The organism is Methylobacterium phyllostachyos (assembly GCF_900103445.1).
Classification (GTDB): domain Bacteria; phylum Pseudomonadota; class Alphaproteobacteria; order Rhizobiales; family Beijerinckiaceae; genus Methylobacterium; species Methylobacterium phyllostachyos.
Genome location: NZ_FNHS01000001.1, coordinates 126,806 through 149,322, shown reverse-complemented (window position 1 = coordinate 149,322; position 22,517 = coordinate 126,806). Strand labels below are relative to the sequence as shown.

Below are 22,517 nucleotides of genomic sequence, written 5' to 3'. Positions count from 1 at the left end.
GTTTCAGCCCAGCCGATAATCCGCCATCCGGGCCCGCCGGGCGCTTCGGCGATAGGCCATCACCGAATCCGGCCAAAGGGTCGCGTTGCGCCCCTCCGCGTCGAGATACCAGCTCCGGCAGCCGCCGGCTTGCCAGATGCTGTCGGCGAGCCGGCCGCGGATGCGGTCGAGAAAGCGCGCCTGCGCCTCCGGGCGGACCTCGATGGCGCGCGTACCGCGCCGTAGCGCCTTCATGCAATCGAGCACGTGCTGCACCTGCACCTCGATCATCGAAACGACCGAGTTGTGCCCGAGCCCGGTATTCGGCCCGAGCAGCATGAAATAGTTCGGGAAGCCCGCGACGGTGATGCCCTGGTACGCGCCCATGCCGCCGGCCCAGGCCTCTCTCAGCGTCAGGCCGCCGCGGCCGACGAGGTTCATCCGCGTGAAAGTCGCGGTGACGTCGAAGCCGGTGGCATAGACGATGATGTCGAGTTCGTGCGCCTGGCCGTCCTCGGTAACCGCGCCGGTCTCGGTGATCCGCGCGATGCGGCCGGTCTCCAGGGTGACGTTCGGGCGCTGCAGGGCCGGGTAGTAGTCGTCGGAGATCAGCACGCGCTTGCAGCCGAGGCGGTAATTCGGCGTGAGCTTTGCCCGCAGGTCGTTGTCGCGCACCGCCTTGGCAAGGTGGCGCCGCGCCAGTCCCTCCGCCTGGCCGGTGAGTTTCGAGACCTTGGTGAAGCCCAGGAAGGCGCGCACCTCGTGCAGCCAGAACAGCCGGGCCCGTTCGAGGCGCCGGGCCAGCGGCAGGCGCCGGTAGCGGGCCTTGGCGCGCTCCGCGATGGTGTGATCGTTCTTGGGCATGATCCAGGGCGGCGTGCGCTGGAACAGGGTGAGATGGCCGGCGATCTTCGCGAGTTCCGGCACCACCTGAATCGCGCTCGCCCCCGTGCCGATCACCCCGATCCGCTTGCCGGTGAGATCGACCGAGTGGTCCCAGGTAGCCGTGTGGAAGGCCGGGCCCGCGAAGCTGCCGCGGCCGGGCAGGTCGGGATAGGCCGGGTGGTGCAGGCCGCCCATGCCGGAGACGATCGCCCGCGCGGCGATCGGCCCGCGATCGGTCTCCACGTGCCAGACGGCCCCCGCCTCATCCCAGGTCGCACCGTGGAAGGTTGTGCCGAGCTGGATCAGGGGCGTCAGACCGTGGCCCGCGGCGGTCTCGCGCAGGTAGGCCAGGATCTCGGCCTGCGGCGCATACATCCGGCTCCAGTCCGCCTTGGGGGCGAAGGAGAGTGAGTAGAGGTGAGAGGGGATATCGCAGGCCGCCCCCGGATAGGTGTTGTCATACCACGTGCCGCCGATGCTGTCGGCCTTCTCGATCACCCGCAGCGGCCCAATCCCGGCCTGCTTGCAGCGGATCGCCATGGCGAGGCCGGAGAAGCCGGCGCCGACGATCAGGACCGCCAGCGGCTCCGGGCCGACGTTGCGCAGGGGCTCGGTCATCGCGTGGAACTCCCGGGAGCGGCATCGGGCTTCGGGGCATGCGCCTTGAGGAAAGCGGCGGCCTCGTCGAGGGAGGCGCGCGCTTCCGGCAGCATGCTGGCGGCGAACTGCCAGGCATGGGCGACAACGGGAAAAATCTTCAGCTCCGCCTCGACTCCGGCCGCCCGAGCCCGTTCGGCCATGCGCACGGAATCGTCGCGCAGCACCTCCCGGCCGCCCACATGGAACAGCAGGGGCGGGAAGCCGGCCGGGTCGCCGTTGATCGGAGAGATGTGCGGATCGGCCGGGTCGGCATTGCCGAGATACATCGTGCGGATCGCCGCCAGCGCCTTCGGGTCGAACATCGCGTCGCGCCACGCGTTCGTCACCCGGGAGCCGGTCTCAGAGACGAAATCGGTTGCCGGGGAGAACAGCGCGGCGGCCCAGGGCATCGGCAGGTTGCGCGCCTTGGCCTCGCCCATCAGCACGAGGGCGAGGTTGCCGCCGGCGGATTCGCCCGCCACGCAGGCCGCGCCCTCGGCGCTGAACGCCCGCCAGACCGCCACGACATCCTCGAGGGCAGCCGGGAATGGATGCTCGGGGGCGAGGCGATAATCCGGCGCGAAGATCGTGAAGCCGCGACTCGCCAGGGCGCCGGTTACCGGGCGGTGCGTGCGTGGCGAGCAGGCGATGAAGCCGCCGCCGTGGATGTAGAGCATCCGCCGCCCGGGCCCCGCCTTCGGCCGGACCCACTCGCCCCGCACACCGCCCACGGTGCCGGCCTCGTAGGTCACGCCCTTCGGGTCCGGGAAGGCCGGCGTCTCGAAGATGCGGCGGAAGTCGGCCGCGCTCCGCGCCCGGGCGAGGGGGCCGCGGACCCGGCTGCGGATCATGTAGGCGCCGATATAGGCGCGCAGGCTCGCCATCTCAGAGTTTCCCGCCGGACAATCGGACCATCATCTTCCAGTAGCCCACCGGCATCAGCCGCTGGATCAGCGCCGCGTTGCGGGCATCCTTGCCGATGACGATGCGGGGCGCCCGGGCTTCGATGCCGCGGATGATCGCGGCAGCGGCCTCCGTGGGGGCGAGCGTCAGGAACTTGCCGAAGGCCTCGCGGGCCTCCTCGTCTTCGACTGCCGCGCGCTTGGCTGCCTCCGGGTCGCTCGGTGGGCGCCGGCCGCGGGCGTTGCGGGAGATGGCGGTGGCGACGCCGCCCGGATGGACCACCGTCACGCCGAGCCCGGTGCCGGCATATTCGTGCCGCAGGGCCTCCGAAAATCCGCGGACCCCGAACTTGCTGGTGCAGTAGGCGACCTGCCCCGGAGGGGCGATCAGCCCGAACAGGCTCGACAGGTTGACGATCTGCGCCGCCGGCCGGGCGCGCAGCATCGGCAGGAAGGCGTGGCACATCCGCACGACCGCGCGCAGGTTGATGTCCATCAGCCACTCGAAGTCTTCGAGATGCGTCTCGTCGAACCGGCCGCCCAGAGCCACGCCGGCGTTGTTGATCAGGATGTCGACAGGGCCGATGCCGGCTTGGCCGAAGCACCCCGCGGCCCAGTCCGGCAGCGCGCGGATCGCCTCTGGGTCAACCAGATCGACGACACGGGTCTCCACCGCGGCGCCGCGGTCGCGAATGCGACGGGCGATCCCGTCGAGGCCGACCGGGTCCCGGTCCACCAACAGCAGCTTGCATCCCTTCGCGGCGAGACCCGTCGCGAGGGCGGCTCCGATGCCACTCGCGGCGCCGGTGATGAGTACGACCGCGCCCGCGAGCTGAAACTTCTGAGCCAAGCTGCGCCTCCCGTTTCGCCGGTTGGTCCGGGCATTGACCGAGGGATAGCCCCCAGCCCCCAGATTGTCTAGGGTGAACACCCTAGAGCGACGGCCCGACCGGTACGATGGTTCAGGCAAGGTGCGGAACGATGGCACGCAGTCGAAGACGCCGGTCACCGGAGGAGGCGGGTGAGGCTGTCAGGCAGGTGCCGAACACGCGCGAGCGGATCCTCGCGGTGAGTCTCGCGCTGTTCAATGCCCGTGGCCTCGGACGGGTCACCACCGCGGAGATCGCCGCCGCTGTGGGGATCCGGGAGGGGAATCTGCAATACCATTTCCCGCGCAAGAGCGGCTTGGTGGAAGCGATGTTCGCGGGTTTCGAGGTGGAGGCCGTCGCGGTGGCCGGACGGATGCCGGCCGATCCCGCCGCACCGGAGGCGCTGCTTGCTTACCAGCGGGCGTGGTTCGACCTGATCTGGCGCTATCGATGCGTCTATCGGGACGGCATCACCATGGTGGAGATCGCCCCGGCGATACGCCCGCGGGTCCACGCGTTGCGGGCGCAGACCCGGGATCTTGCCCGGGGCGTGTTCGAGGCAGCCATGCGGGCGGGGCGCCTCCGGATCGACCCGGACGCCCTCGAGCGGCTGATCGACAATGCCTGGATCGTGTCGAGCCACTGGATGAGTCATCGGCTGCAGGGCGGCACCGAGCTGTCGGAAGCCGATCTCGATTGGGGCTTCGCGCAGGTTCGCGACCTCTTCATCCCGTATTTGGCCGATTTCTCTCCGGCTTAAAGCGTACTGGCCCGAACCTTCCATAGGCTTCGGTCAAGCTCGAAGCCGAAGGATCCGATGCTCGATCGCCTGACTCACGCCGGCCTAAGCCTCCTGCTGCTGCTTGCCGTCGCGATCCTGTTCTCGACCAACCGCCAGGCGATCCGCCCACGGGTCGTGCTCACCGGGCTGGCGCTGCAGCTGGGTCTCGGCGCGCTCATCCTGTTCCTGCCCGCCGGACAGGCGGCCCTGAACGCGGCCGCCGACGTCGTGGTGCGCGTGCTCGCCTACGGCGACCGCGGCACCGCCTTTCTGTTCGGAGGGCTCGTCGAACCGAAGATGTTCGAGCTGTTCGGCGGCTCGGGCTTTATCCTGGCGCTGCGGGTGCTGCCGCAGATCCTGTACGTCTCGGCGCTGATCGCGGTGCTCTACCATCTCGGACTGATGCAGGTGCTCGCCCGCAGCCTCGGTGCGGGGCTGCGCCGGATCCTCGGCACCGCGCCGATCGAGTCCTTCGCCGCGGTGATCACCATCGCCATCGGTCAGAGTGAGATTGCGGTGGCCCTGCGCCCCTTCCTGCCGATCCTGACTGGAGCCGAACTGTTCGCCGTGATGTCGAGCGGGGCGTCATCGACCGCTGGTTCGATCCTGGCCGGCTACGCGGCGCTCGGCGTCCCGATGACCTATCTGCTGGCCGCCTCCGTCATGGCGATTCCGGGCGGTCTGCTCTACGCGAAGATCCTCGTGCCCTCGACCGAGCCAACCCGGATCACAACCACCCGGGTGGAGTTCGGCGAGACCCGGGCGGTCAACATCATCGAAGCGGCGGCCGAGGGGACCCAGAAGGGGCTGGCGGTGGCCGTCTCGGTCGGCGCCATGCTGATCGCCTTCGTGGGGCTGATCGCCCTGGCGGACGGCCTGTTCGGCACGCTCGGGGGCTGGATCGGCTATCCCGGCGCGTCGTTCGAGGGTGTGCTCGGCTTGGCGCTCAGCCCCTTGGCGTGGCTCCTCGGCGTTCCGTGGGAGCAGGCCACGCTGGTGGGCGGCGCGATCGGCCAGAAGCTCGCTTTCAACGAGTTCCTGGCCTACGCCAACCTGTCGCCGACCCTGAAGGCCGGGACGCTGGACACCCGCTCGCAGGCAATCGTCTGCTTCGCATTGTGCGGCTTCGCCAACTTCGCCTCGATCGCGATTCAGCTCGCAAGTTTTGGCAGTCTCGCGCCAGAGCGGCGCTCAGAGGTTGCGCGCTATGGGCTGCGGGCAATCCTGGCTGGCACGCTCTCAAACCTCACGAGCGCGGCGATTGCAGGATTGTTCGTCGCCTGAACCTGCAGGGTCGGGCTTCTTGGAACGCCTCATCGGCGCGCGATACCGTGGGTGGATCAGCGAACGCCGCTGCAGCACATGCAACGCTTGTCGTCGGCTCGGTCAGCTTTCGCGAAGCTGGGGCTTCCACTCCGCAGGTATAGGCAGCACACAAACGAAAAGCGCCGCTTCGGATGAAGCGGCGCCCAAAACGAGATATCGTCGTCTTAGTTGAAGGTGTCGATCTCAGCCGACTCGTAGCTGGTGACTTCCATGCCGACGCAGATCTCGGACACGATCGGAGCAGTCCAGGCCATGTGATCCTCCTAAAGAACTTCGGGTGGTCGAGTGATTCGGTCTCAACGACCGGAGCGCAGGCGCGCCGGTCCGGGTCGTCTTAGTTGAAGGTGTCGATCTCAGCCGACTCGTAGCTGGTAACTTCCATGCCGACGCAGATCTCAGACACGATCGGGGCAGTCCAGGCCATGGCGTTTCTCCTCGTTGTTGGTGAGACGTATATAGGCAATATCTTGGACGCAATACAAGCGAGCACAACACTTATATTTCTCATAGGGTCCCCTGGTGCGCCGGGGTGACACCGGTGGTCGCCCGGTTCGCCGCCCGCCTGAAAGCATGCCGGTCTGGAACGGTTACGGCTTGACGGACTTTTCGCGCGGGCGCACGACGCAGCCGCGCGACATCGTTCCGGCGGCGCCGCGCTCCCCTTCAGCAGCGACCCGCGAAGCGACGTGCCCGACCGATCGTGCTTGCCGTGCCCGGCCCCGTGCCGTCATCCCGCCTGAGCCGCTGAGAGGCCTGGCCGCGGGGCGACCGGCGCGACGCCCGGTCACGGCCCTGACCCAGGATGACCGGCGCCGCGTCGCCTCGTAACCGACGAGGCGAGGCCATGAACGAGATCGCCCCCTTCGACACCCGCGTCGACCCCTCCGTGCTGGCCGCGCGGCTCTCGGACGAACGCGCGCCCGACATCGTGGAGAAGCTCAACGACGAGGCCCCCGAGGTCGCCGCCGCGATCTTGCTCGGCCTGCCGGTGGAGCGGGCCGTGGAGGTCTTGGATCAGCCCGAACTCGACTGCGCCGCTGACATCATCGAGATGCTGCCCCGCGACCGAGTGGCCGCCTACCTCTCCGGCATGTCGGCCGACCGGGTTACCGACATCTTTCGTGAGATCGAGGAGCCCGGCCGCTCTGACCTGCGCTCCCGCCTCGACGCCGAGACCCGCGGCGCCGTCGATCGGCTGTCGGCCTACGGCGAGGAGACGGTCGGCTCGCTGATGACCACCGAATTCGTGACCGTGCCGGGCACCTGGACGGTGGGCCAGACGCTGGAGCACATCCGCCACGTCGAGAAGACCCGCGAGACGATTTACGCGATCTTCGTGCTCGATCCGCGCACCCGGGCGCTCACCAAGGCGGTGCCCCTGCGCCGGCTGATCTCGGGGGATCCGAACGACAACGTGCTGAGCGTGGCGCCCGGGCGGCGCCCGCTCGCCGTCTCGCCGACGGCGAGCCGCGAGGAGGCGGCCCGGCTGATCTCCAAGTACGACCTGCTGGCCCTTCCGGTAGTCGATGCGGTGGGGCACGTGATCGGCATCGTCACCGTCGACGACATGATCGACGCGATGATCGAGAAGCAGACGCAGGACGTGCAGCGCTTCGGCGGCATGGAGGCGCTGCCCGAGCCCTACATGGATATCGGCTTCTTCACGATGATCCGGAAGCGGGCCGGCTGGCTCTGCGCGCTGTTCCTCTCGGAGATGCTCACTGCCTCGGCCATGCAGGGTTTCGAGGGCGAGCTGGAGAAGGCGATCGTCCTGACGCTGTTCATCCCGCTGATCATGAGCTCGGGGGGCAATTCCGGATCCCAGGCGACCTCGCTGCTGATCCGGGCGCTCGCCCTGCACCAAATCCGCCTACGCGACTGGTGGCGGGTGGCGTTGCGGGAATTGCCCACCGGCATCGTGCTCGGCACGATCCTCGGGGTGATCGCTGTGATCCGCATCGTCGTCTGGCAGAAGCTCGGCTTCTACGATTACGGCGAGCACTGGCCGCTGGTCGCCGCCACCGTGGGTGCGGCGCTGGTCGGGATCGTCACGTTCGGCTCCTTGTCGGGCTCGATGCTGCCGTTCCTGCTCCAGCGGATCGGCTTCGATCCGGCGACCGCCTCGGCCCCGTTCGTGGCGACGCTGGTCGATGTCACCGGGCTCGTCATCTACTTCTCGGTGGCGCTGCTGATCCTGCGCGGGACGCTGCTGTAGAACGCCGCGCCCCTGGATACGACGCAAGCAGGGAGCGAGGTTCGGAGCGGATTTGGCAAGGATGGCCGCAGGTTTCTCGGTTGAAACCGACTCTCCTCCAGCGATCTTGCCGCCCGCGGCATTGGCTTGCGACTGCAAGTCTGATTAGGCGGATCCCGCGTTGTCCGCGATGTCTCGCGGAGGACGCGACGAAAGCCGTAGAGATCCGTCGATGCAACGCCGCGTTCGCAAGCTGAGCTTGGCATGGGCCGTCTGGGCCGGACTGATCCCGATCGGTGCCGCCCTGGCGGAGGATCCGCCGCCGGACGGGCAGGTCTCCTATCACCCTGCGCCGGAGACGGGGCAGCCCGCCTGGATCGCCTGGACGGCCGACAGCGATCGCGTCCTGCGCTTCAAGGCCGTGGTGGCCGGCCGGACCATCGACGCCATGGCGGATACCGGTGCGACCTTCACGGCGCTCGATCGCCGGTTCGCCGAGACGCTGGGCGCCAAGGTGGAAGCGAATGCACAAGCCATCCCGGTGGTCGGGGTCGGCGGTCCAGCCTCGGCCTACCCGGGTCCGACGATCGATCTCACGTTCCCGTCCTACGCGATCAAGCGGCTGCCGACGGCCATCGTTGACCTCGCGCGGCTGCAGACCGCGGGCGAACACCCGATCGATATGGTGCTCGGCCTCGATGTCCTCGGCAGCGGCGCCCTTGAGCTCGACCTCGCCGATCACGGCTGGCGGATGTGGCCGAGCGGGATCCAGTGGCCGAAGGCGGCGACGGCGCCCCTGCACCGGTCCGAGAGCGGGGCCTACGCCGTCGTCACGATCCCGATCGGGACTCGACCGCTCCGATTGGGGATCGACACCGGCTTGATGGATGGGCTGTGGCTCACGGTGGCCGCCGCGGAGACGATCGAGCCCCTGAAGCAAGGGCGGCGCACGTCGCTGGCGACACAGGGGGTCAATGGTGTGGCGGTGGCGACCCTCGTCATCCCGAGCCGGCTGAAATTCGGCGCGGTCGAGGTGTCGGAGGTTCCGGTGCAGATCAGCGGCCCGGGCGACGTGCCGCCGGAGGGGTTCGACGGCATGATCGGTCTCGGGCTCCTGCGGCGGCTTCACGCCGTCCTGGACGTCCCGGCCGGCGCCCTCCTCTATGCCGGGGCCGACCGCGCCCCAACGCCCCTGGTGCGCTCCACCATCGGGTTGCAGATGCTCTGGGACGGCCGTGGCGTCGTGGTCCACCATGTGATGGCCAACAGTCCGGCCGCTTCCGCCGGATGGCAGGCCGGTGACCGTATCTGCGCCGTCGACGGCGCAGCCGTGACGGAACGGGCGGCGGGCAGCTCCGCCTATCCGTGGAGTAGCAAGCCCCCCGGAACGAAGCTGACCTTCCGGCTCTGCGACGGTACCGAACGCGTGCTCGTCGCGCAGGATTTCTACTGAGGTCCGGTGGCGGCCTCAGCCGCAGGACTCCACCGCTTCGGCCAGCCGCTTCCGCTGCACCTTGCCGTTGGCGGTCCGCGGCAGGGCGTCGAGGAAGCGGATCTCCCGGGGGCGCTTGTAGGCGGCGAGCCGGTCGCCACACCACGCGAGCAGCGCTTGCGCGTCGGGTTCGGCGCCGGGCTGGAGCACCACGAAGCCGCAGATGACCGACACGTCGGCGCGCACGGGCAGCTCCGCGACGCCGACCTCCGCCACGGAGGGGTGGGCGGCCAGCACCACCTCGACCTCGTTGGGCGAGACCCGGTAGCCCATGGCCTTCATCAGGTCGTTGTTGCGGCCCTCGAACCAGAGATAGCCGTCCGCATCGAGCCGGGCGAGGTCGCCGCCGACGAACCAGTCGCCGCGCATCACCTCGGCCTCCTCCCCCGGCCGGTTCCAGTAGCCGAGCATCAGTGCGGGCTCGGAGCGGTGGACGGCCAGGAGGCCCGCCGCGCCCGCCGGCAGGGGGACCGCCTCACCCTCGACCGGCAGGATCGCTACGCGGCGGCCCGGCTGCGGCTTGCCGGGCGAGCCGGGGCGCACCGGGATCGTGGGCCCGCTGGAGACGTAGGTGGAGATCTCGCTCATCCCGAGCGCCTCGTAGAGGGGCTTGCCGGTGGCCCGGGTCCAGGCGTCGAGCAACGCGATCGGGAGCGGTTCGCCCGCCGTGCAGCCGTGGCGCAGGCTCGACAGGTTGTGGGCGGTGAGGTCGCCGTATTTCAGGATCTGTCGATACAGCGTCGGGACGGCTGCGAAGAGCGTGGCGCCGTACGCCGCGATCAGGCGCGGCCACACGGCGGGATCGCGCGGCCCGTTATAGAGCACCGCGGTGGCGCCCACCGACCATGGGTCGCTCAGACCCACGCCCAGCGTGTAGGTCCAGTTCATGGTGCCGGCATGCAGCATCACGTCGGACTCGGTGAGCCCGAGCCAATGGGCGAGCATGGGCCGGCGGCCATAGGCGGCACGGTGGGCGTGGAGCACGCCCTTCGGCCGGCTTGTCGTGCCGGAGGTGTAGATCAGCATCGCCGGGTCGTCGGCGGCGGTGTCGGCGTAATCGGCCAGGGGTGGTCCCGCCTTCATCCCGGCGATGGAAGCCGCGTCGAGGAGTAAGCGGGCGCCAAGGGCCTCAGGCGCGACCACACATCCGCTGCCGACGACCACCGCCGCGGCGCCGGAATTTTCCATGAGGAACGCCGCCTCGCCCTCGGTCAATTGCGGCGAGGAGGGCAGGGCGACGAGGCCGGCTGCCAGGGCGCCGAAATAGACGAGGACGTAGTCGGCCTCGTTGCCCATCCGGATCATCACCCGGTCACCGGCCTTCAGGCCGAGGCCGAGCAGGCCCGCCCCGATACCGCGCACCGCCCGCTCGACTGCACCGAAGGTGAGGCGCGTGGCGGCTCCATCCCCGACCATCACCAGGGCGATCTTGTCGGGGCGAAGGCGCGCGTTCTCGGCGAGACAATATCGGGCGGCGTTAAAGCGCGCGGGCGGGTGGCGGTCGTCGGACAGGTTATCGGGCACCGGGCGCTCCCCGCATTCGGACTTTTCGCCCGGTGTCCCGTCTGCGCGCGGCTGCGTCAACCTGGCATGGAGATCCCTGCGCACCGCAGTGCGCAGCGGCATCGCGCTCAGGTCCGACGCTGCGCCTGTCCCTCCTGCTCCTCGAAACCCTTGAGCATCTTGTCGAGGGTCAGCGGGTATTCGCGCACGCGGATCCCGGTGGCGTTGTAGATCGCGTTCGCCAGCGACGCCCCCGCGCCGCAGATGCCGAGCTCGCCGAGGCCCTTGCTCTTCAGCGGGTTCGTCTTGTCGTCGAGTTCCGGCAGGAACACCGCATCGATCTCCGGAATGTCGGCGTGGACCGGCACGTGGTACTCGGCGAGATCGTGGTTGACGAAGTAGCTGTAGCGCGGATCGACCACGGCATCCTCCATCAGCGCCGCACCGACTCCGAAGGTCATGCCGCCGATCGCCTGGCTGCGGGCCGTCTTGGCGTTGAGGATCCGGCCGCCGGTGAAGACGCCGAGCATCCGCCGCAGCCGAATCTCGCCGGTATCCACATCGACGCCGACCTCGGCGAAGTGGGCGCCGTAGGAGTATTGCGAATATTTCTGCTTCATCTCGCCCGGCTTGATCTCGCCCGAAGCCTCCAGCCCCGATCTGGCGAGATCGGTCAGCGACTCTGTGCGGTTACCCGAGGTGACCGCGCCATCGCGGAACGTGGCGCCGTCCGGATTGAGGTCGCCGGCCTTCAGCAGGGCCTGCCTGAGGTTGTCGCAGGCCACGTAGAGCGCCGAGCCCGCCGATGCGGCGCCGAAGGAGCCGCCCGAGCCCGAGGCGAACGGGAAGTCGGTGTCGCCCATCTCGACCCGCACGCGCTCGGGCGGCAGGCCCATCATCTCGCCGGCGATCTGGGTGAGGATCGTGTAGGTGCCGGTGCCGGGATCGGTCATGGCCATCTTCACGACCAAGATGCCGTCCGGCCCGAGCCTGACCTTGGCGGAGGATGGCATCAGTGGGTTGAGGCGGGCAGCCGCCGACATGCCCATGCCGACGAGCCAGTTGCCCTCGCGGCGGCTCGCCGTCGCCTGCCGCTTGTCCCATCCGAACAGGCGCGCACCTTCACGCATGCAGGGCACGAGCTGGCGCGTGGAGAACGGCACCTTCTTCTCGGGGTCTTCGGCAGGCTCGTTGCGCACCCGCAATTCGATCGGATCGATCTTCAGCTGCTCGGCGAGCTCGTCCATGGCGCATTCGAAGGCGAGCTGGCCCACTGCCTCGCCGGGCGCGCGCATCGAGGAGGCGATCGGCATGTTCAGGTTCACGAGCCGGTGCCGCGTGATCCGGTTTGGCGCCGCGTAGAGCGAACGCGTGACGTTGGCGGAGGTCTCGAAGAAGCCGTCGCCCTCAGCGGTATCCGACCACGATTCGTGGCTGATCGCCGAGAGCCGCCCATCCTGATCGGCGCCGAGGCGAATCTTCTGGATCGTATCGGTGCGGTGGGTCGCGACGTGGAATTCCTGCTGGCGGGTCAGAGCGACCTTCACGGGCCGCTGGATCAGCTTGGAAGCCAGCACGGCGAGCGTCGCCTCCGGCTGGACCTGAAGCTTCGAGCCGAAGCCGCCGCCGATATAGGCGCTGACGAGCCGCACCTTCTCGGGCGCCAGCTTGAGCACGGAACCCAGGGCCTTCTGGCCGCGGTTCGGCATCTGGTTGGCGGTGTAGAGCACCGGCCCGTCGTTTTCCCAGGTCGCGATGGTGGCGTGCGGCTCCATCTGGGCGTGGATCTGGTTCGGGGTGACGTATTCCACATCGAGCTTCACGGGAGCGGCCGCGAAGGCGGCATCAAAGTTGCCGAGTTTGGAATCGGGCGGCGAGTTGACCGGCTTCGGCTCGTAGGCTGCCGCGACGTTGCCCTTGAGCAGCCCCTTGGGCTTGGCCGCGTCGTACCGGACCTTCACCAGCATGGCGGCGGCGCGGGCCTCCTCGAAGGTCTCGGCGACCACGAAGGCGACGGGCTGCCCGTAGAACTTCACCTCCGTACCCTGGAGTTGCGGCCAGACCTGCTCCTTCTTCTCGCCCTGCTCGGGCACGTTCTCATGGGTCAGGACCAGGATCGTGCCCGGCGCCTTGCGGGCAGCCTCCGCGTCGATCGACCGGATCGTACCGGCGGCGATCGTCGCCGGTACGATGAAGCCGTAGGCCGGGTTCTTCAGGGCATGGGTCTCGTAGGCGTAGGGCGCGTGGCCCGTGACCTTGAGCTTGCCCTCGACCCGGCTGAGCGGCTTTCCGACGAGGCCGTCGGGACGGTCGTCGAGGGGCGTCCGGCCAATCGGCTGGTTCATCTCCATGGGAACGGTCCTTGCCGGAATTTAAGCGCGGGTTGCCTGCGCCACGACGGCGCGGAGGGTCCGTCGGGTCAGCGGGATCTTGAAGTCGTTGCTGCCGTAGCCGCGGGCGCCCTTGAGCACCGCGTCGGCGGCGGCATCCGCCGAGCCGGTCTGGACCAGAGCCGTCTCGGCCTCGGCCACCCGCCACGGCTTGTGCGCCAGCCCGCCGAAGGCGAGGCGCGCGGCCTGCGGTTTGCCACCCTCCGCGCCGGCGATCACGGCGGCGACCGATACCGTCGCGAAGGCGTAGGAGGCGCGGTCGCGGACCTTGCGGTAGATGTGCGTGCCAGCCACGGGCTTCGGCAGCGTCACCGCAGTGATGATCTCGCCCTTACGCAACGCGGTTTCGATCTGCGGCGTGTCGCCGGGCAGCTTGTGGAAATCGGCGATCGGGATCGTTCGCGCTTGGCCATCCGGGTTCATGGTCTCGACCGTGGCGTCGAGGGCCCGCATGGCGACTGCCATGTCGGACGGGTTGGTGGCGATGCAAGCCTCGCTCGCCCCGACCACCGCCATGATGCGGTTGAACCCGCCGATCGCCGAGCAGCCGGAGCCGGGCTCGCGCTTATTGCAGGGCATGGCTGTGTCATAGAAGTAGTAACAGCGTGTCCGCTGGAGCAGGTTGCCGGCGGTGGTCGCCTTGTTGCGGAGTTGCCCTGAGGCGCCGGCGAGCAGCGCCTTGGCCAGCACGGCGTAATCCTTCCGGACCCGCGGATCGGCGGCGAGGTCGGAATTGCGCACCAGGGCGCCGATGCGCAGTCCCTCGTCCAGCGTGGCCTCGATCTTGTCCAGCGGCAGCCGGTTGACGTCGATCAGGGTCGTCGGCGTCTCGATCTGAAGCTTCATCAGGTCGAGCAGATTCGTGCCGCCGGCGATGAACTTGGCGTTAGGCCGCTCGGCCGCGAGCTTGGCGGCGTCCTGCACGGTTGTGGGACGCTCGTACGTGAAGGCCTTCATGTCCGGCCCCTCAGAGGTTGCTGGCGGCGGTGTCGCGGATCGCCGCGACGATGTTGGGATAGGCACTGCAGCGGCAGATGTTGCCGCTCATCCGCTCGCGGATCTCGGCATCGCTGAGCGGCGGCGTTGCAGCGACATCCTCGGTGACGTGGCTCGGCCAGCCGGCCTTGGCCTCGCTCAGCATGCCGACCGACGAGCAGATCTGGCCCGGCGTGCAGTAGCCGCACTGGAAGCCGTCATGCTCGAGGAAGGCGGCCTGCATCGGGTGCAGCTTGTCGCCGTCGGCCAGGCCCTCAATGGTCGTGACTTGATCGCCCTCATGCATCGCCGCCAGCGTCAGGCAGGAATTGATGCGACGGCCATCGACCAGCACCGTGCAGGCACCGCACTGGCCGTGATCGCAGCCCTTCTTGGTGCCGGTGAGGGCCAAGTGCTCGCGGAGCGCATCGAGCAGCGTGGTGCGGGTGTCGAGGACGAGGTCGTGCGGCTGGCCATTGATCGTGAGCCGCACCGGCATTGTCTGCGGGGCGGGATCGCCCGGCGCCGCTGAGGCGGCTGCGGGCCGCAAGCCCAGGACGCCCATCGCGCCGGCCGCGGCGGCGCCTTCCACGATGGCCCGCCGCGTCAGGGCGAACGGCGAATTCGAGGTCTCGTCGGTCATGCTGCTATCCCGCCGGGGCGCAGCGCGACACGGCGCGGCGCAGCCTGGTATCCAGCGTGCCAACGCCGGGCTCGGCGGATTAGATCCGGTCCAGACTGCGCCCGTTGGGCGCGGGTCGGCTTGATCGCGCTGTGCCGCCCCGGGGGCATAGCGAAGGGCTCGGCGTTGCGCCTGTTACGTGCAGCCGATCTTCGCGGGCCGTCACCCAGCTTCCGGATCAGACGCAGGCGGGCAGAAGTTCGGGCCGCCGTTCTGGCAGATCAAACCCCGATGGCCGACGAGACCGTAAGAATTTTTTATCAAGCCGTGATGGTCGAAGCAGGCGTGACGCTTCCGGAAAGGATGTAGAGAAGCAGAGCTCAGGAGTGACCATGCGCAGTTCGATCGAGACCTATAACCTCAACAGTCGCACAGTGCGCGTAGTCTGGCAGAGTACAGCACTGTTCGAGGCACCGAACTGGTCTCCATGCGGTCAGTTCCTCGTTTTGAACAGCGAGGGGCGGATGTATCGACTCGATCTGATGGGCGAACCGCTGCCCGTGCCGATCGAGACCGGTTTCGCTACGCGCTGCAACAATGATCATGGGTTCTCGCCCGACGGAACCCTCATGGCGATCTCCGACAAGGTCGAGTTCGGCAAGACGGCGATCTACGTGCTTCCGGTCGCGGGCGGGACACCCCGGCGCGTCACCGACAAGCTGCCAAGCTACTGGCACGGCTGGTCACCCGACGGCGGTCAGCTCACTTATTGCGGCATCCGCAACGACGTGTTCGACATCTATACGATCGGCGTGGAGGGCGGCATTGAGACGCGACTCACGCAGGGGGAAGGCCGAAACGATGGGCCGGATTATTCGGCCGATGGACGGTGGATCTATTTCAACTCCAGTCGCAGTGGGCAGATGCAGATCTGGCGCGTTCCGGCCGAGGGTGGCGCAGCCGAGCGCGTGACAGCAACTGGAGACAGCGACTGGTTTCCGCATCCCTCACCCAATGGACGGGCGGTGATCTTCCTGTCCTACGATGCCACCGTGATCGACCATCCGCGGGATCACCCTGTCCGCGTCCGGCTGATGGATCCGGACGGGCGCCATGTCGAAACCCTGTTCGCGCTGTTCGGCGGCCAGGGCACAATGAACTCGCCCAACTGGGCGCCGGACGGTTCGGCCTTCGCGTATGTCCGCTATTTTCCGGCGCCCTGAACAGGCGGTCGACCCGCGACGCGGCGTTTCACGCGCTGACGGGATCCGGCGTGCGCCGTCCGCACTTGTTCGACGGCTGCGCTCTTCGCATGGTGAGGCGGTCGATGTTTGTCCCCGGAGCGTTTCCGCATGGCAGTCCCGACTCTCGCCCTCAATGACGGGCGCCGTATCCCGCAGCTTGGCTATGGCTGCTGGCAGCTCTCTGATTCGCAGGCGCCCGACCTCGTCGGCAAAGCGCTCCAAGCCGGCTACCGCCTGATCGACACCGCCGCAGCCTACGGCAACGAGGCCGGCGTGGGCCGCGCGGTCCGCGACGCGCAGGTTTCGCGGGACGACATTTTCCTCACCACCAAGCTCTGGAATGACCGCCAGGGCAGGGACGTAGCGCGGCGCGCCTTCGACGAGAGCCTGACGCGCCTCGGCCTGCCTTACGTCGATCTCTATCTGATCCACTGGCCGTGTCCGCAGCGGCGCCTGTTCGTCGAGACTTGGAAGACCCTGATCGAGCTGCAGAAGGAAGGGCGCGCGAAGTCGATCGGCGTCTCGAACTTCACGCCCGAGCACATCGCCACGCTGGTGGCGGAGACCGGCGTCACCCCGGCCGTGAACCAGATCGAGCTGCACCCGCATTTCCAGCGCAAGGCGCCGCGGGAAGACGACAGGCGTCACGGGATCGTGACCGAGGCGTGGAGCCCGCTCGGCCAGGGCAAGGAGCTGAACGACCCGGCCATTCTCGCGATCGCGAAGACGCACAGAAAGACCGCCGCGCAGGTGATCCTACGCTGGCAGCTGCAGATCGGCTGCGTGGCGATCCCGAAGACAGCGCGGCCCGAGCGCATCGTCGAGAATATCGCGCTGTTCGACTTCGAACTCACGCCCCAGGAGATGGATCGGATCGCCGCCCTTGACCGGCCCGATGGCCGCATCGGGCCCGACCCGGCAACCTTCTGCTGACCTATTCCCCCTTCGGCGGCGCACCATGACACCGCGCCGCAAAACATTTATGCTCAGAGCTAGCATATCTAGACAGGCGTCCCCAGCCCCCATAAGTTAGGCGGCACAATGCTCAAACTGAGCATAATGGAGGACGCCATGGCGGCGACCGTTGCACCCGTCTCCCGCGCACCCATCCCGGGCCTGCCGCTTCCGGATCTCTACGCCCGCGTCAGCCGGCACGTTCCGGCGATCGAGTGGCCAGCGCTCGCTCCGGATATCGAGGCGATCCTGCGCCTGAAGCGGGAGCGCAACGCGGTGATCCTGGCGCACAACTACCAAGCGCCGGAGATCTTCCACACGGTGGCGGACATCGTCGGCGACAGCTTGGCGTTGGCGCGCGAGGCGGTAACCGTCGATGCCGACGTGATCGTGCTGGCGGGCGTCCACTTCATGGCCGAGACGGCCAAGCTGCTGAACCCGGCCAAGACCGTGCTGATCCCCGACATGGGCGCGGGCTGCTCGCTGGCCGATTCGATCACCGCCGCGGATGTGCGCGGCTTGCGCGCCAAGTACCCCGGCGTTCCGATCGTCACCTACGTGAACACCTCGGCCGCCGTGAAGGCCGAGTCCGACCTGTGCTGCACCTCCGGCAATGCCGTCGCGGTGGTGAAGTCGCTGAACGCCCCCCGGGTGCTGATGATCCCGGACGAGTTCCTGGCGCAGAACGTCCAGGCGGAGATACCGGAGGTCGAGATCCTGACCTGGGCCGGCCACTGCGAGGTGCACGAGCGCTTCACCCCGGCCGATATCCGCGACGTCCGAGACAGCTATCCCGGCGTCACCGTCATCGCGCACCCCGAATGCCCGCCGGACGTGGTCGCCGAGTCGGATTTCTCCGGCTCCACTGCCATGATGATGGACTTCGTCGTCGAGAAGCGGCCGAAGCAGGTGGTGCTCGTCACCGAATGCTCGATGGCCGACAACATCGCGGCGCAGAACCCGGATATCGAGTTCATCAAGCCCTGCAACATGTGCCCGCACATGAAGCGGATGAGCCTTCGCAACATCCGCCGCTCGCTCGAGACGATGACCCACGAGGTCACCGTCGATCCGGCGCTCGCCGACCGCGCCCGGGCGGCGGTGGAACGCATGCTTCAGGTGCGCACGCGATGAACGCCATCTCCCCCAACAATGCCGACCGCGTTGTCGTGGTCGGCGGCGGCGTCGCGGGCCTGAGCGTCGCGCTGCGCCTCGCTCCCCGTCCGGTGACGCTGGTCACCGCCTCCGCGCTCGGCCTCGGGACCGCCACCGGCTGGGCCCAGGGCGGCATCGCCGCCGCAATGGGCGCCGACGACGCGGCGGAATTTCACGCCGCCGATACGGAAGCCGCCGGCGCCGGGCTGACCGAGCCCGACGTCGCGCTCCGCGTCGCCCAGGAAGGTCCGGCGCTCATCGACTGGCTGGTGCGGATCGGCGTGCCGTTCGATCGGACCGACGACGGCGCGCTGGCCCTCGGGCTCGAGGCCGCGCATGGCCGCCGCCGCATCGTCCGCTCCGGCGGTGACGCGACCGGCGCCCGCGTTCTCGAAGGGCTGGTTCGGGCGGTGCTGGGGGCGCCCTCCGTCGAGATCGTCACGGCACGTGCGTGCGATCTGCTGCGTGATACGAACGGGGCCGTGGCCGGCATCGTCGCCGAACGCGACGGCGCCCTGTTCCGCATCCCTGCCCGTGCGGCGGTGCTCGCCACCGGCGGCGTCGGGGCGCTCTATGCGGCAACCACCAACCCGCCGGGCGCCGTCGGCCGCGGGCTGGCCCTCGCCGCCCGGGCCGGCGCGGTGATGCGCGACATGGAGTTCGTGCAGTTCCACCCGACCGCCATCGCGGCCGGCGCCGATCCGATGCCGCTCGCCACCGAGGCCCTGCGCGGGGAGGGTGCCCGCCTGATCGACGAGACCGGCGCCGCCGTGATGGCCGGCATCGCGGGCGGCGATCTCGCGCCGCGCGACGTGGTCGCCCGGGGCATCTTCCAGGCGCTTCAGCGCGGCCGCACAGTCTACCTCGACGTACGGGGGGCGCTGGGCGCCGCGATGCCGACGCGCTTCCCGACGGTGGCGGGACTCTGCGCCGCCGCCGGCATCGACCCGGCGGTGCAGCCGATCCCGGTCCGCCCGGCGGCGCACTACCACATGGGCGGCGTCAAGGTGGACCGGCACGGCGCCACCTCGGTGCCGGGCCTTTACGCGTGCGGCGAGGTTTCCTCGACGGGGCTGCATGGCGCGAACCGGCTGGCCAGCAACTCCCTGCTGGAGGGCTTGGCCTATGCCCGCTTCATCGCCGACGGGCTCGACGCGCCGCCGCCCGCCGCCATCGTGCCCGAGGCCGTGACCCTGCGCCCCGGCAGCGACCTGCCGGCGCTGCGGGCGCTGATGGAGAGCAAGGTCGGCGTCGTGCGCGACGCCGCCGGGCTCGCCGAGGCCGTGGCCGAACTGGAGCCGAAGGCGGAAACCTGCGACGCCGCCCTGGTGGCCCTGCTCATCGCCCGCGGCGCGCTCGCCCGCCACGAGAGCCGCGGCGCCCACTGGCGCAGCGACTTCCCCCACCTTGCCTCGTCCAGGCACACCGAGACCACGCTGGCCGAACTGACCGCCTCACCTCAGGCAATCCCGTCCGCCGAGAAAGCGCTGACGCCATGACCCGATCGGTCCTCTCCGAAGAGATCCTTCCCCTGCCGCACCTCCTGGTGGAGCCGGTGGTCCGCGCCGCCCTGCTGGAGGATCTCGGCCGGGCGGGCGACATCACCACCGACGCCATCGTGCCCCCGGGCGAGCGGATGCGCGGCGTGATCGCCTCGCGCCAGGACGGCGTCATTTCCGGCACCGATGCCGCGGCCATCGCGTTCGCGCTGGTCGATCCCACCGTGACCGTCACGGTCGAGCGCGGGGACGGGGCGCGCGTGGCACCGGGCGACGTGGTGCTGCGCCTCGAAGGGCCGGCCCGAGCGATCCTCACCGCCGAGCGTGTGGCGCTGAACCTGCTCTGCCGGATGTCGGGCGTGGCCACCGCCACCCACGGCCTGGTCGAGGCGGCGCGTCCGCACGGCAAGGCCTCGATCGTCTGCACCCGCAAGACCACGCCTGGCCTGCGCGCCCTGGAGAAGCACGCGGTCCGCGCCGGCGGCGGCTCGAACCACCGCTTTGGCCTCGACGACGCCGTGCTGATCAAGGACAACCACGTGGCGGTGGCCGGCGGCATCGTGCCGGCAATCGAGCGGGCCCGCGCCCGAGCCGGACACCTCGTCAAGATCGAGTGCGAGGTCGACAGCCTGGAGCAGCTTGAGGAGGCCCTGTCGATCGGAGTCGATGCCGTGCTCCTCGACAATATGAGCCCCGACCAGCTCGCCCGCGCGGTGGCCATGATCGACGGTCGCGCCCTCTCCGAGGCCTCGGGCCGGATCACTCGCGAGACCGTGGGGGCGGTGGCGGCCTCGGGCGTCGACCTGATCTCCTGCGGCTGGATTACCCACTCGGCGGCGATCATCGATTTGGGCCTCGACGCCGCCTGATCGGCCGCCTTCGGGAGGTCGATCGGGGCGGACACGCCAGTGTCATCACGTTCGGGTGACAAGTCTTTGGCGTGGTCGCCGCGGAGTTGATCGGCGTCTATCGCGGCGCAACCGACGCGCTATGGTTTCGTGAAACGCGACGCCATCGACTGGACCAGCCCGTGAGCCAAGCCCTGCATTCCGCGGCTGCCCCGGCGGTCGGTCTTCCGGTGGCGCGCGTGCCGCGCAAGCCCGGGGCGGTCCGGCACGGCCCCGGCGCGGCGCTGATGCTCGGCGCGCTGGGGGTGGTGTACGGCGACATCGGCACGAGCCCGCTCTACGCGTTCAAGGAAGCCGTGAAGGCCGCCACCAGCGGTGGCGCCTCGGTGCCGGCGGCCGCGACCGGCGCGGTCTCGCTGATCCTGTGGTCGCTGATCCTAATCGTGTCGCTCAAATACGCGGTGCTGATCCTGCGGGCCGACAACCGCGGCGAGGGCGGCATCGTGGCCATGCTGGCGCTGCTCGGCGCACGGCAGGCACGGCCCGGCTCGTGGAAGGCGCTGTTACTGGTGGTCGGGTTGGTGGGCGCAGCCTTGCTCTACGGCGACGGGGCGATCACGCCAGCGATCTCGGTGCTCTCGGCGATCGAGGGCCTGAAGGTCGATGCGCCCGCGCTCGGGCCGTACGTTGTGCCGATCACGATCGTGATCCTGGTCGGGCTGTTCCTCGTCCAGCACAAGGGCGTCGCCGCCATCGGCCGCGTGTTCGGACCTGTGATGCTGGTCTGGTTCGGGGTTCTGGTGCTGCTCGCGATCCCCAGCATCCTGCGCACGCCCGAGATCCTGGCGGCGGTCAATCCCTGGCGGGCGGTGGATTTCCTGCTCCATGCCGGCTGGCACGTCAGCTTCCTGATGCTCGGGGCGGCGTTCCTGGCGGTGACGGGCGGCGAGGCGATGTATGCCGATCTCGGCCATTTCGGCGCCCCGGCGATCCGGATCGCGTGGTTCGCCCTCGTGCTGCCGGCACTCCTCATCCACTATTGCGGACAGGGCGCGCTGATCATCGCGAATCCGGCCGCGATCGAGAACCCGTTCTATCTCCTGGCGCCGGACTGGGCGCATTATCCGCTGGTGGCTTTGGCCACGATGGCCACCGTCATCGCCTCGCAAGCGGTCATTTCGGGGGTCTATTCGCTGACCCAGCAATCGATCCAGCTCGGCTTCATGCCGATGATGCGGGTGGTGCACACCGATCAGGATGAGCGCGGCCAGATCTACGTGCCGGCGGTGAACTGGCTGCTCGCCGGCGCGACGCTCACCGCGGTCGTGGTGTTCGGCTCCTCCGATGCGCTCGCCGGGGCCTACGGTATCGCGGTCTCGGCACTGATGGGCATCACCACCCTGCTCGCCGCGCTCATCGCGCTCCGCTGGGGCTATAACCCGATCCTGGTCTTCGCGGTGAACGGCTTCTTCCTCGGCATTGACGCCGTCTTCTTCGCCGCCAACAGCGTGAAGCTGCTCGAAGGCGGCTGGTTTCCGCTGCTGCTCGCCGGCGCAGTCGCGTTCCTGATGCTGACCTGGATGAAGGGCAACCACGTCCTCGAATCCGTCCGGCAGACCATGCGGATGTCCGAGGCAACCTTCCTCAGCCAGCTCGCCACCCACCCGCCCGTGACGCTGCCTGGCACCGCAGCCTTCCTGACCGCCGCCACCGAGGGCATCCCGATGGCGCTCGGCCGCCTGCTGGAGCGCAGCCGCTGCCTGCACGAGCGGATCCTGCTGATCACCGTGCTCTACGAGGAGGAGCCCATCATCCCGGCGAGCGAGCGGGCGCAGGTGACCCTGGTGGCACAGGGGATCCGCAAGGCCATCTCGAAATACACACCCGGCATGGAGCGCGTCGTCCTGCGCTACGGCTTCATGCAGACCGCCTCGATCCCCGAGGGGCTGCAATGCGCGGTGGCGAGCGGCCTGCTGCCGCCGGAATACCTGGAGGACATGACCTACTTCGTCGGCCACGAGGTGGTGATCCCGTCGCCGACCCATCCCGGCATGGCGCCGTGGCGGGAGGGCCTGTTCGCCTTCATGAAGCGCAACGCTGAGCGCACGGGCGCCCATTTCGGCCTGCCGACCCGGCAGATCGTGGAGGTGGGCACCGAGATCGAGATCTGAAGCAACGGCGGCACAGCAGGCGCCGAAACCACCCGCCCTCCGCATTGAAAACCGCCGCGTTCGCCAGCATATCGCGACCGCGAATTTTC

At 68.9% G+C, this 22,517-nt stretch carries 19 protein-coding genes; 10 read left to right on the top strand and 9 right to left on the bottom strand.

Going from position 1 to position 22,517, the window contains the following annotated elements; translation table 11 throughout:
- Positions 1-3: 3 nt before the first annotated feature.
- Genes BLQ49_RS00665 through BLQ49_RS00655 form a run of 3 tightly spaced genes read right to left on the bottom strand, consistent with a single transcriptional unit; the run spans position 4 to position 3,255 of the window.
- Positions 4-1,482 (bottom strand): flavin-containing monooxygenase, encoded by a 1,479-nt coding sequence (locus tag BLQ49_RS00665; protein ID WP_091712476.1) that lies wholly within the window; start codon positions 1,480-1,482, stop codon positions 4-6.
- Entirely contained in the window at positions 1,479-2,387 is a 909-nt protein-coding gene (locus tag BLQ49_RS00660; RefSeq protein ID WP_091712475.1) for an alpha/beta hydrolase, read from the bottom strand. Before BLQ49_RS00660 ends, BLQ49_RS00665 begins: the two co-directional genes overlap by 4 nt.
- 1 nt (position 2,388) lies before the next feature.
- Positions 2,389-3,255 carry an SDR family NAD(P)-dependent oxidoreductase gene (locus BLQ49_RS00655; RefSeq protein ID WP_091712473.1) on the bottom strand — a complete coding sequence of 289 codons (867 nt, stop codon included), beginning with the start codon at positions 3,253-3,255 and terminating at the stop codon, positions 2,389-2,391.
- Positions 3,256-3,443: 188 nt separating this feature from the next.
- Here BLQ49_RS00655 and BLQ49_RS00650 point away from each other — a divergent pair, with 188 nt between their 5' ends.
- The gene (locus tag BLQ49_RS00650; RefSeq protein ID WP_244507376.1) at positions 3,444-4,034 is read left to right on the top strand and encodes a TetR/AcrR family transcriptional regulator; all 591 of its coding nucleotides are present in this window, start codon (positions 3,444-3,446) and stop codon (positions 4,032-4,034) included.
- A 57-nt stretch (positions 4,035-4,091) separates the two neighbouring features.
- A complete protein-coding gene (locus BLQ49_RS00645; RefSeq protein WP_091712470.1) occupies positions 4,092-5,339 on the top strand; it encodes a NupC/NupG family nucleoside CNT transporter in 1,248 nt (415 codons plus the stop codon).
- 206 nt (positions 5,340-5,545) lie between these two features.
- Here BLQ49_RS00645 and pqqA (BLQ49_RS00640) read toward each other — a convergent pair whose 3' ends face one another.
- Positions 5,546-5,635 carry a pyrroloquinoline quinone precursor peptide PqqA gene (pqqA, locus tag BLQ49_RS00640; protein WP_091712468.1) on the bottom strand — a complete coding sequence of 30 codons (90 nt, stop codon included), beginning with the start codon at positions 5,633-5,635 and terminating at the stop codon, positions 5,546-5,548.
- Between the two features lie 80 nt (positions 5,636-5,715).
- The gene (pqqA, locus tag BLQ49_RS00635; RefSeq protein ID WP_091712468.1) at positions 5,716-5,805 is read right to left on the bottom strand and encodes a pyrroloquinoline quinone precursor peptide PqqA; all 90 of its coding nucleotides are present in this window, start codon (positions 5,803-5,805) and stop codon (positions 5,716-5,718) included.
- A gap of 378 nt (positions 5,806-6,183) precedes the next feature.
- On the opposite strand from pqqA (BLQ49_RS00635), the gene mgtE reads away from it, so the two are divergent.
- Both mgtE and BLQ49_RS00625 read left to right on the top strand, forming a co-directional pair.
- The gene (gene mgtE / locus BLQ49_RS00630; RefSeq protein WP_425283957.1) at positions 6,184-7,596 is read left to right on the top strand and encodes a magnesium transporter; all 1,413 of its coding nucleotides are present in this window, start codon (positions 6,184-6,186) and stop codon (positions 7,594-7,596) included.
- Between the two features lie 211 nt (positions 7,597-7,807).
- Positions 7,808-9,028, top strand: a complete 1,221-nt coding sequence (locus tag BLQ49_RS00625) for an aspartyl protease family protein (protein WP_167627593.1) — start codon at positions 7,808-7,810, stop codon at positions 9,026-9,028.
- A gap of 15 nt (positions 9,029-9,043) precedes the next feature.
- On the opposite strand, the gene BLQ49_RS00620 is transcribed toward BLQ49_RS00625, so the two are convergent.
- The 4 genes from BLQ49_RS00620 to paoA form a co-directional block, all read right to left on the bottom strand.
- A complete protein-coding gene (locus BLQ49_RS00620) occupies positions 9,044-10,591 on the bottom strand; it encodes a class I adenylate-forming enzyme family protein (protein ID WP_091712463.1) in 1,548 nt (515 codons plus the stop codon).
- A gap of 107 nt (positions 10,592-10,698) precedes the next feature.
- A complete protein-coding gene (locus tag BLQ49_RS00615) occupies positions 10,699-12,921 on the bottom strand; it encodes a xanthine dehydrogenase family protein molybdopterin-binding subunit (protein ID WP_091712462.1) in 2,223 nt (740 codons plus the stop codon).
- Positions 12,922-12,942: 21 nt separating this feature from the next.
- Complete coding sequence (locus BLQ49_RS00610; RefSeq protein ID WP_091712460.1) at positions 12,943-13,917, bottom strand: FAD binding domain-containing protein; 975 nt, start codon at positions 13,915-13,917, stop codon at positions 12,943-12,945.
- Positions 13,918-13,927: 10 nt separating this feature from the next.
- Entirely contained in the window at positions 13,928-14,578 is a 651-nt protein-coding gene (gene paoA / locus BLQ49_RS00605) for an aldehyde dehydrogenase iron-sulfur subunit PaoA (protein WP_091712458.1), read from the bottom strand.
- A gap of 371 nt (positions 14,579-14,949) precedes the next feature.
- Here paoA and BLQ49_RS00600 point away from each other — a divergent pair, with 371 nt between their 5' ends.
- The 6 genes from BLQ49_RS00600 (at position 14,950) to BLQ49_RS00575 (ending at position 22,428) form a co-directional block, all read left to right on the top strand.
- Positions 14,950-15,780, top strand: coding sequence for a TolB family protein (locus BLQ49_RS00600; protein WP_091712457.1), 831 nt, complete (start codon positions 14,950-14,952; stop codon positions 15,778-15,780).
- A gap of 129 nt (positions 15,781-15,909) precedes the next feature.
- Positions 15,910-16,734 (top strand): aldo/keto reductase, encoded by an 825-nt coding sequence (locus tag BLQ49_RS00595; RefSeq protein WP_091712455.1) that lies wholly within the window; start codon positions 15,910-15,912, stop codon positions 16,732-16,734.
- A gap of 138 nt (positions 16,735-16,872) precedes the next feature.
- Entirely contained in the window at positions 16,873-17,889 is a 1,017-nt protein-coding gene (gene nadA, locus BLQ49_RS00590) for a quinolinate synthase NadA (protein ID WP_091713065.1), read from the top strand.
- Positions 17,886-19,409 carry an L-aspartate oxidase gene (locus BLQ49_RS00585; RefSeq protein WP_091712452.1) on the top strand — a complete coding sequence of 508 codons (1,524 nt, stop codon included), beginning with the start codon at positions 17,886-17,888 and terminating at the stop codon, positions 19,407-19,409. Before nadA ends, BLQ49_RS00585 begins: the two co-directional genes overlap by 4 nt.
- The gene (nadC, locus tag BLQ49_RS00580) at positions 19,406-20,278 is read left to right on the top strand and encodes a carboxylating nicotinate-nucleotide diphosphorylase (RefSeq protein ID WP_091712451.1); all 873 of its coding nucleotides are present in this window, start codon (positions 19,406-19,408) and stop codon (positions 20,276-20,278) included. The genes BLQ49_RS00585 and nadC overlap by 4 nt, the downstream gene beginning before the upstream one ends.
- A gap of 161 nt (positions 20,279-20,439) precedes the next feature.
- The gene (locus BLQ49_RS00575; protein WP_091712449.1) at positions 20,440-22,428 is read left to right on the top strand and encodes a potassium transporter Kup; all 1,989 of its coding nucleotides are present in this window, start codon (positions 20,440-20,442) and stop codon (positions 22,426-22,428) included.
- Positions 22,429-22,517: the final 89 nt, after the last annotated feature.

What these genes read in the sequence shown, in the direction of transcription:
- BLQ49_RS00665 (WP_091712476.1), bottom strand. Translation starts at nt 1,482, where the DNA reads ATGACCGAGCCCCTGCGCAACGTCGGCCCGGAGCCGCTGGCGGTCCTG.
- BLQ49_RS00660 (WP_091712475.1), bottom strand. Translation starts at nt 2,387, where the DNA reads ATGGCGAGCCTGCGCGCCTATATCGGCGCCTACATGATCCGCAGCCGG.
- BLQ49_RS00645 (WP_091712470.1), top strand. Translation starts at nt 4,092, where the DNA reads ATGCTCGATCGCCTGACTCACGCCGGCCTAAGCCTCCTGCTGCTGCTT.
- pqqA (WP_091712468.1), bottom strand. Translation starts at nt 5,635, where the DNA reads ATGGCCTGGACTGCTCCGATCGTGTCCGAGATCTGCGTCGGCATGGAA.
- pqqA (WP_091712468.1), bottom strand. Translation starts at nt 5,805, where the DNA reads ATGGCCTGGACTGCCCCGATCGTGTCTGAGATCTGCGTCGGCATGGAA.
- mgtE (WP_425283957.1), top strand. Translation starts at nt 6,184, where the DNA reads ATGACCGGCGCCGCGTCGCCTCGTAACCGACGAGGCGAGGCCATGAAC.
- BLQ49_RS00625 (WP_167627593.1), top strand. Translation starts at nt 7,808, where the DNA reads ATGCAACGCCGCGTTCGCAAGCTGAGCTTGGCATGGGCCGTCTGGGCC.
- BLQ49_RS00615 (WP_091712462.1), bottom strand. Translation starts at nt 12,921, where the DNA reads ATGGAGATGAACCAGCCGATTGGCCGGACGCCCCTCGACGACCGTCCC.
- BLQ49_RS00610 (WP_091712460.1), bottom strand. Translation starts at nt 13,917, where the DNA reads ATGAAGGCCTTCACGTACGAGCGTCCCACAACCGTGCAGGACGCCGCC.
- paoA (WP_091712458.1), bottom strand. Translation starts at nt 14,578, where the DNA reads ATGACCGACGAGACCTCGAATTCGCCGTTCGCCCTGACGCGGCGGGCC.
- BLQ49_RS00600 (WP_091712457.1), top strand. Translation starts at nt 14,950, where the DNA reads ATGCGCAGTTCGATCGAGACCTATAACCTCAACAGTCGCACAGTGCGC.
- BLQ49_RS00595 (WP_091712455.1), top strand. Translation starts at nt 15,910, where the DNA reads ATGGCAGTCCCGACTCTCGCCCTCAATGACGGGCGCCGTATCCCGCAG.
- nadA (WP_091713065.1), top strand. Translation starts at nt 16,873, where the DNA reads ATGGCGGCGACCGTTGCACCCGTCTCCCGCGCACCCATCCCGGGCCTG.
- BLQ49_RS00585 (WP_091712452.1), top strand. Translation starts at nt 17,886, where the DNA reads ATGAACGCCATCTCCCCCAACAATGCCGACCGCGTTGTCGTGGTCGGC.
- nadC (WP_091712451.1), top strand. Translation starts at nt 19,406, where the DNA reads ATGACCCGATCGGTCCTCTCCGAAGAGATCCTTCCCCTGCCGCACCTC.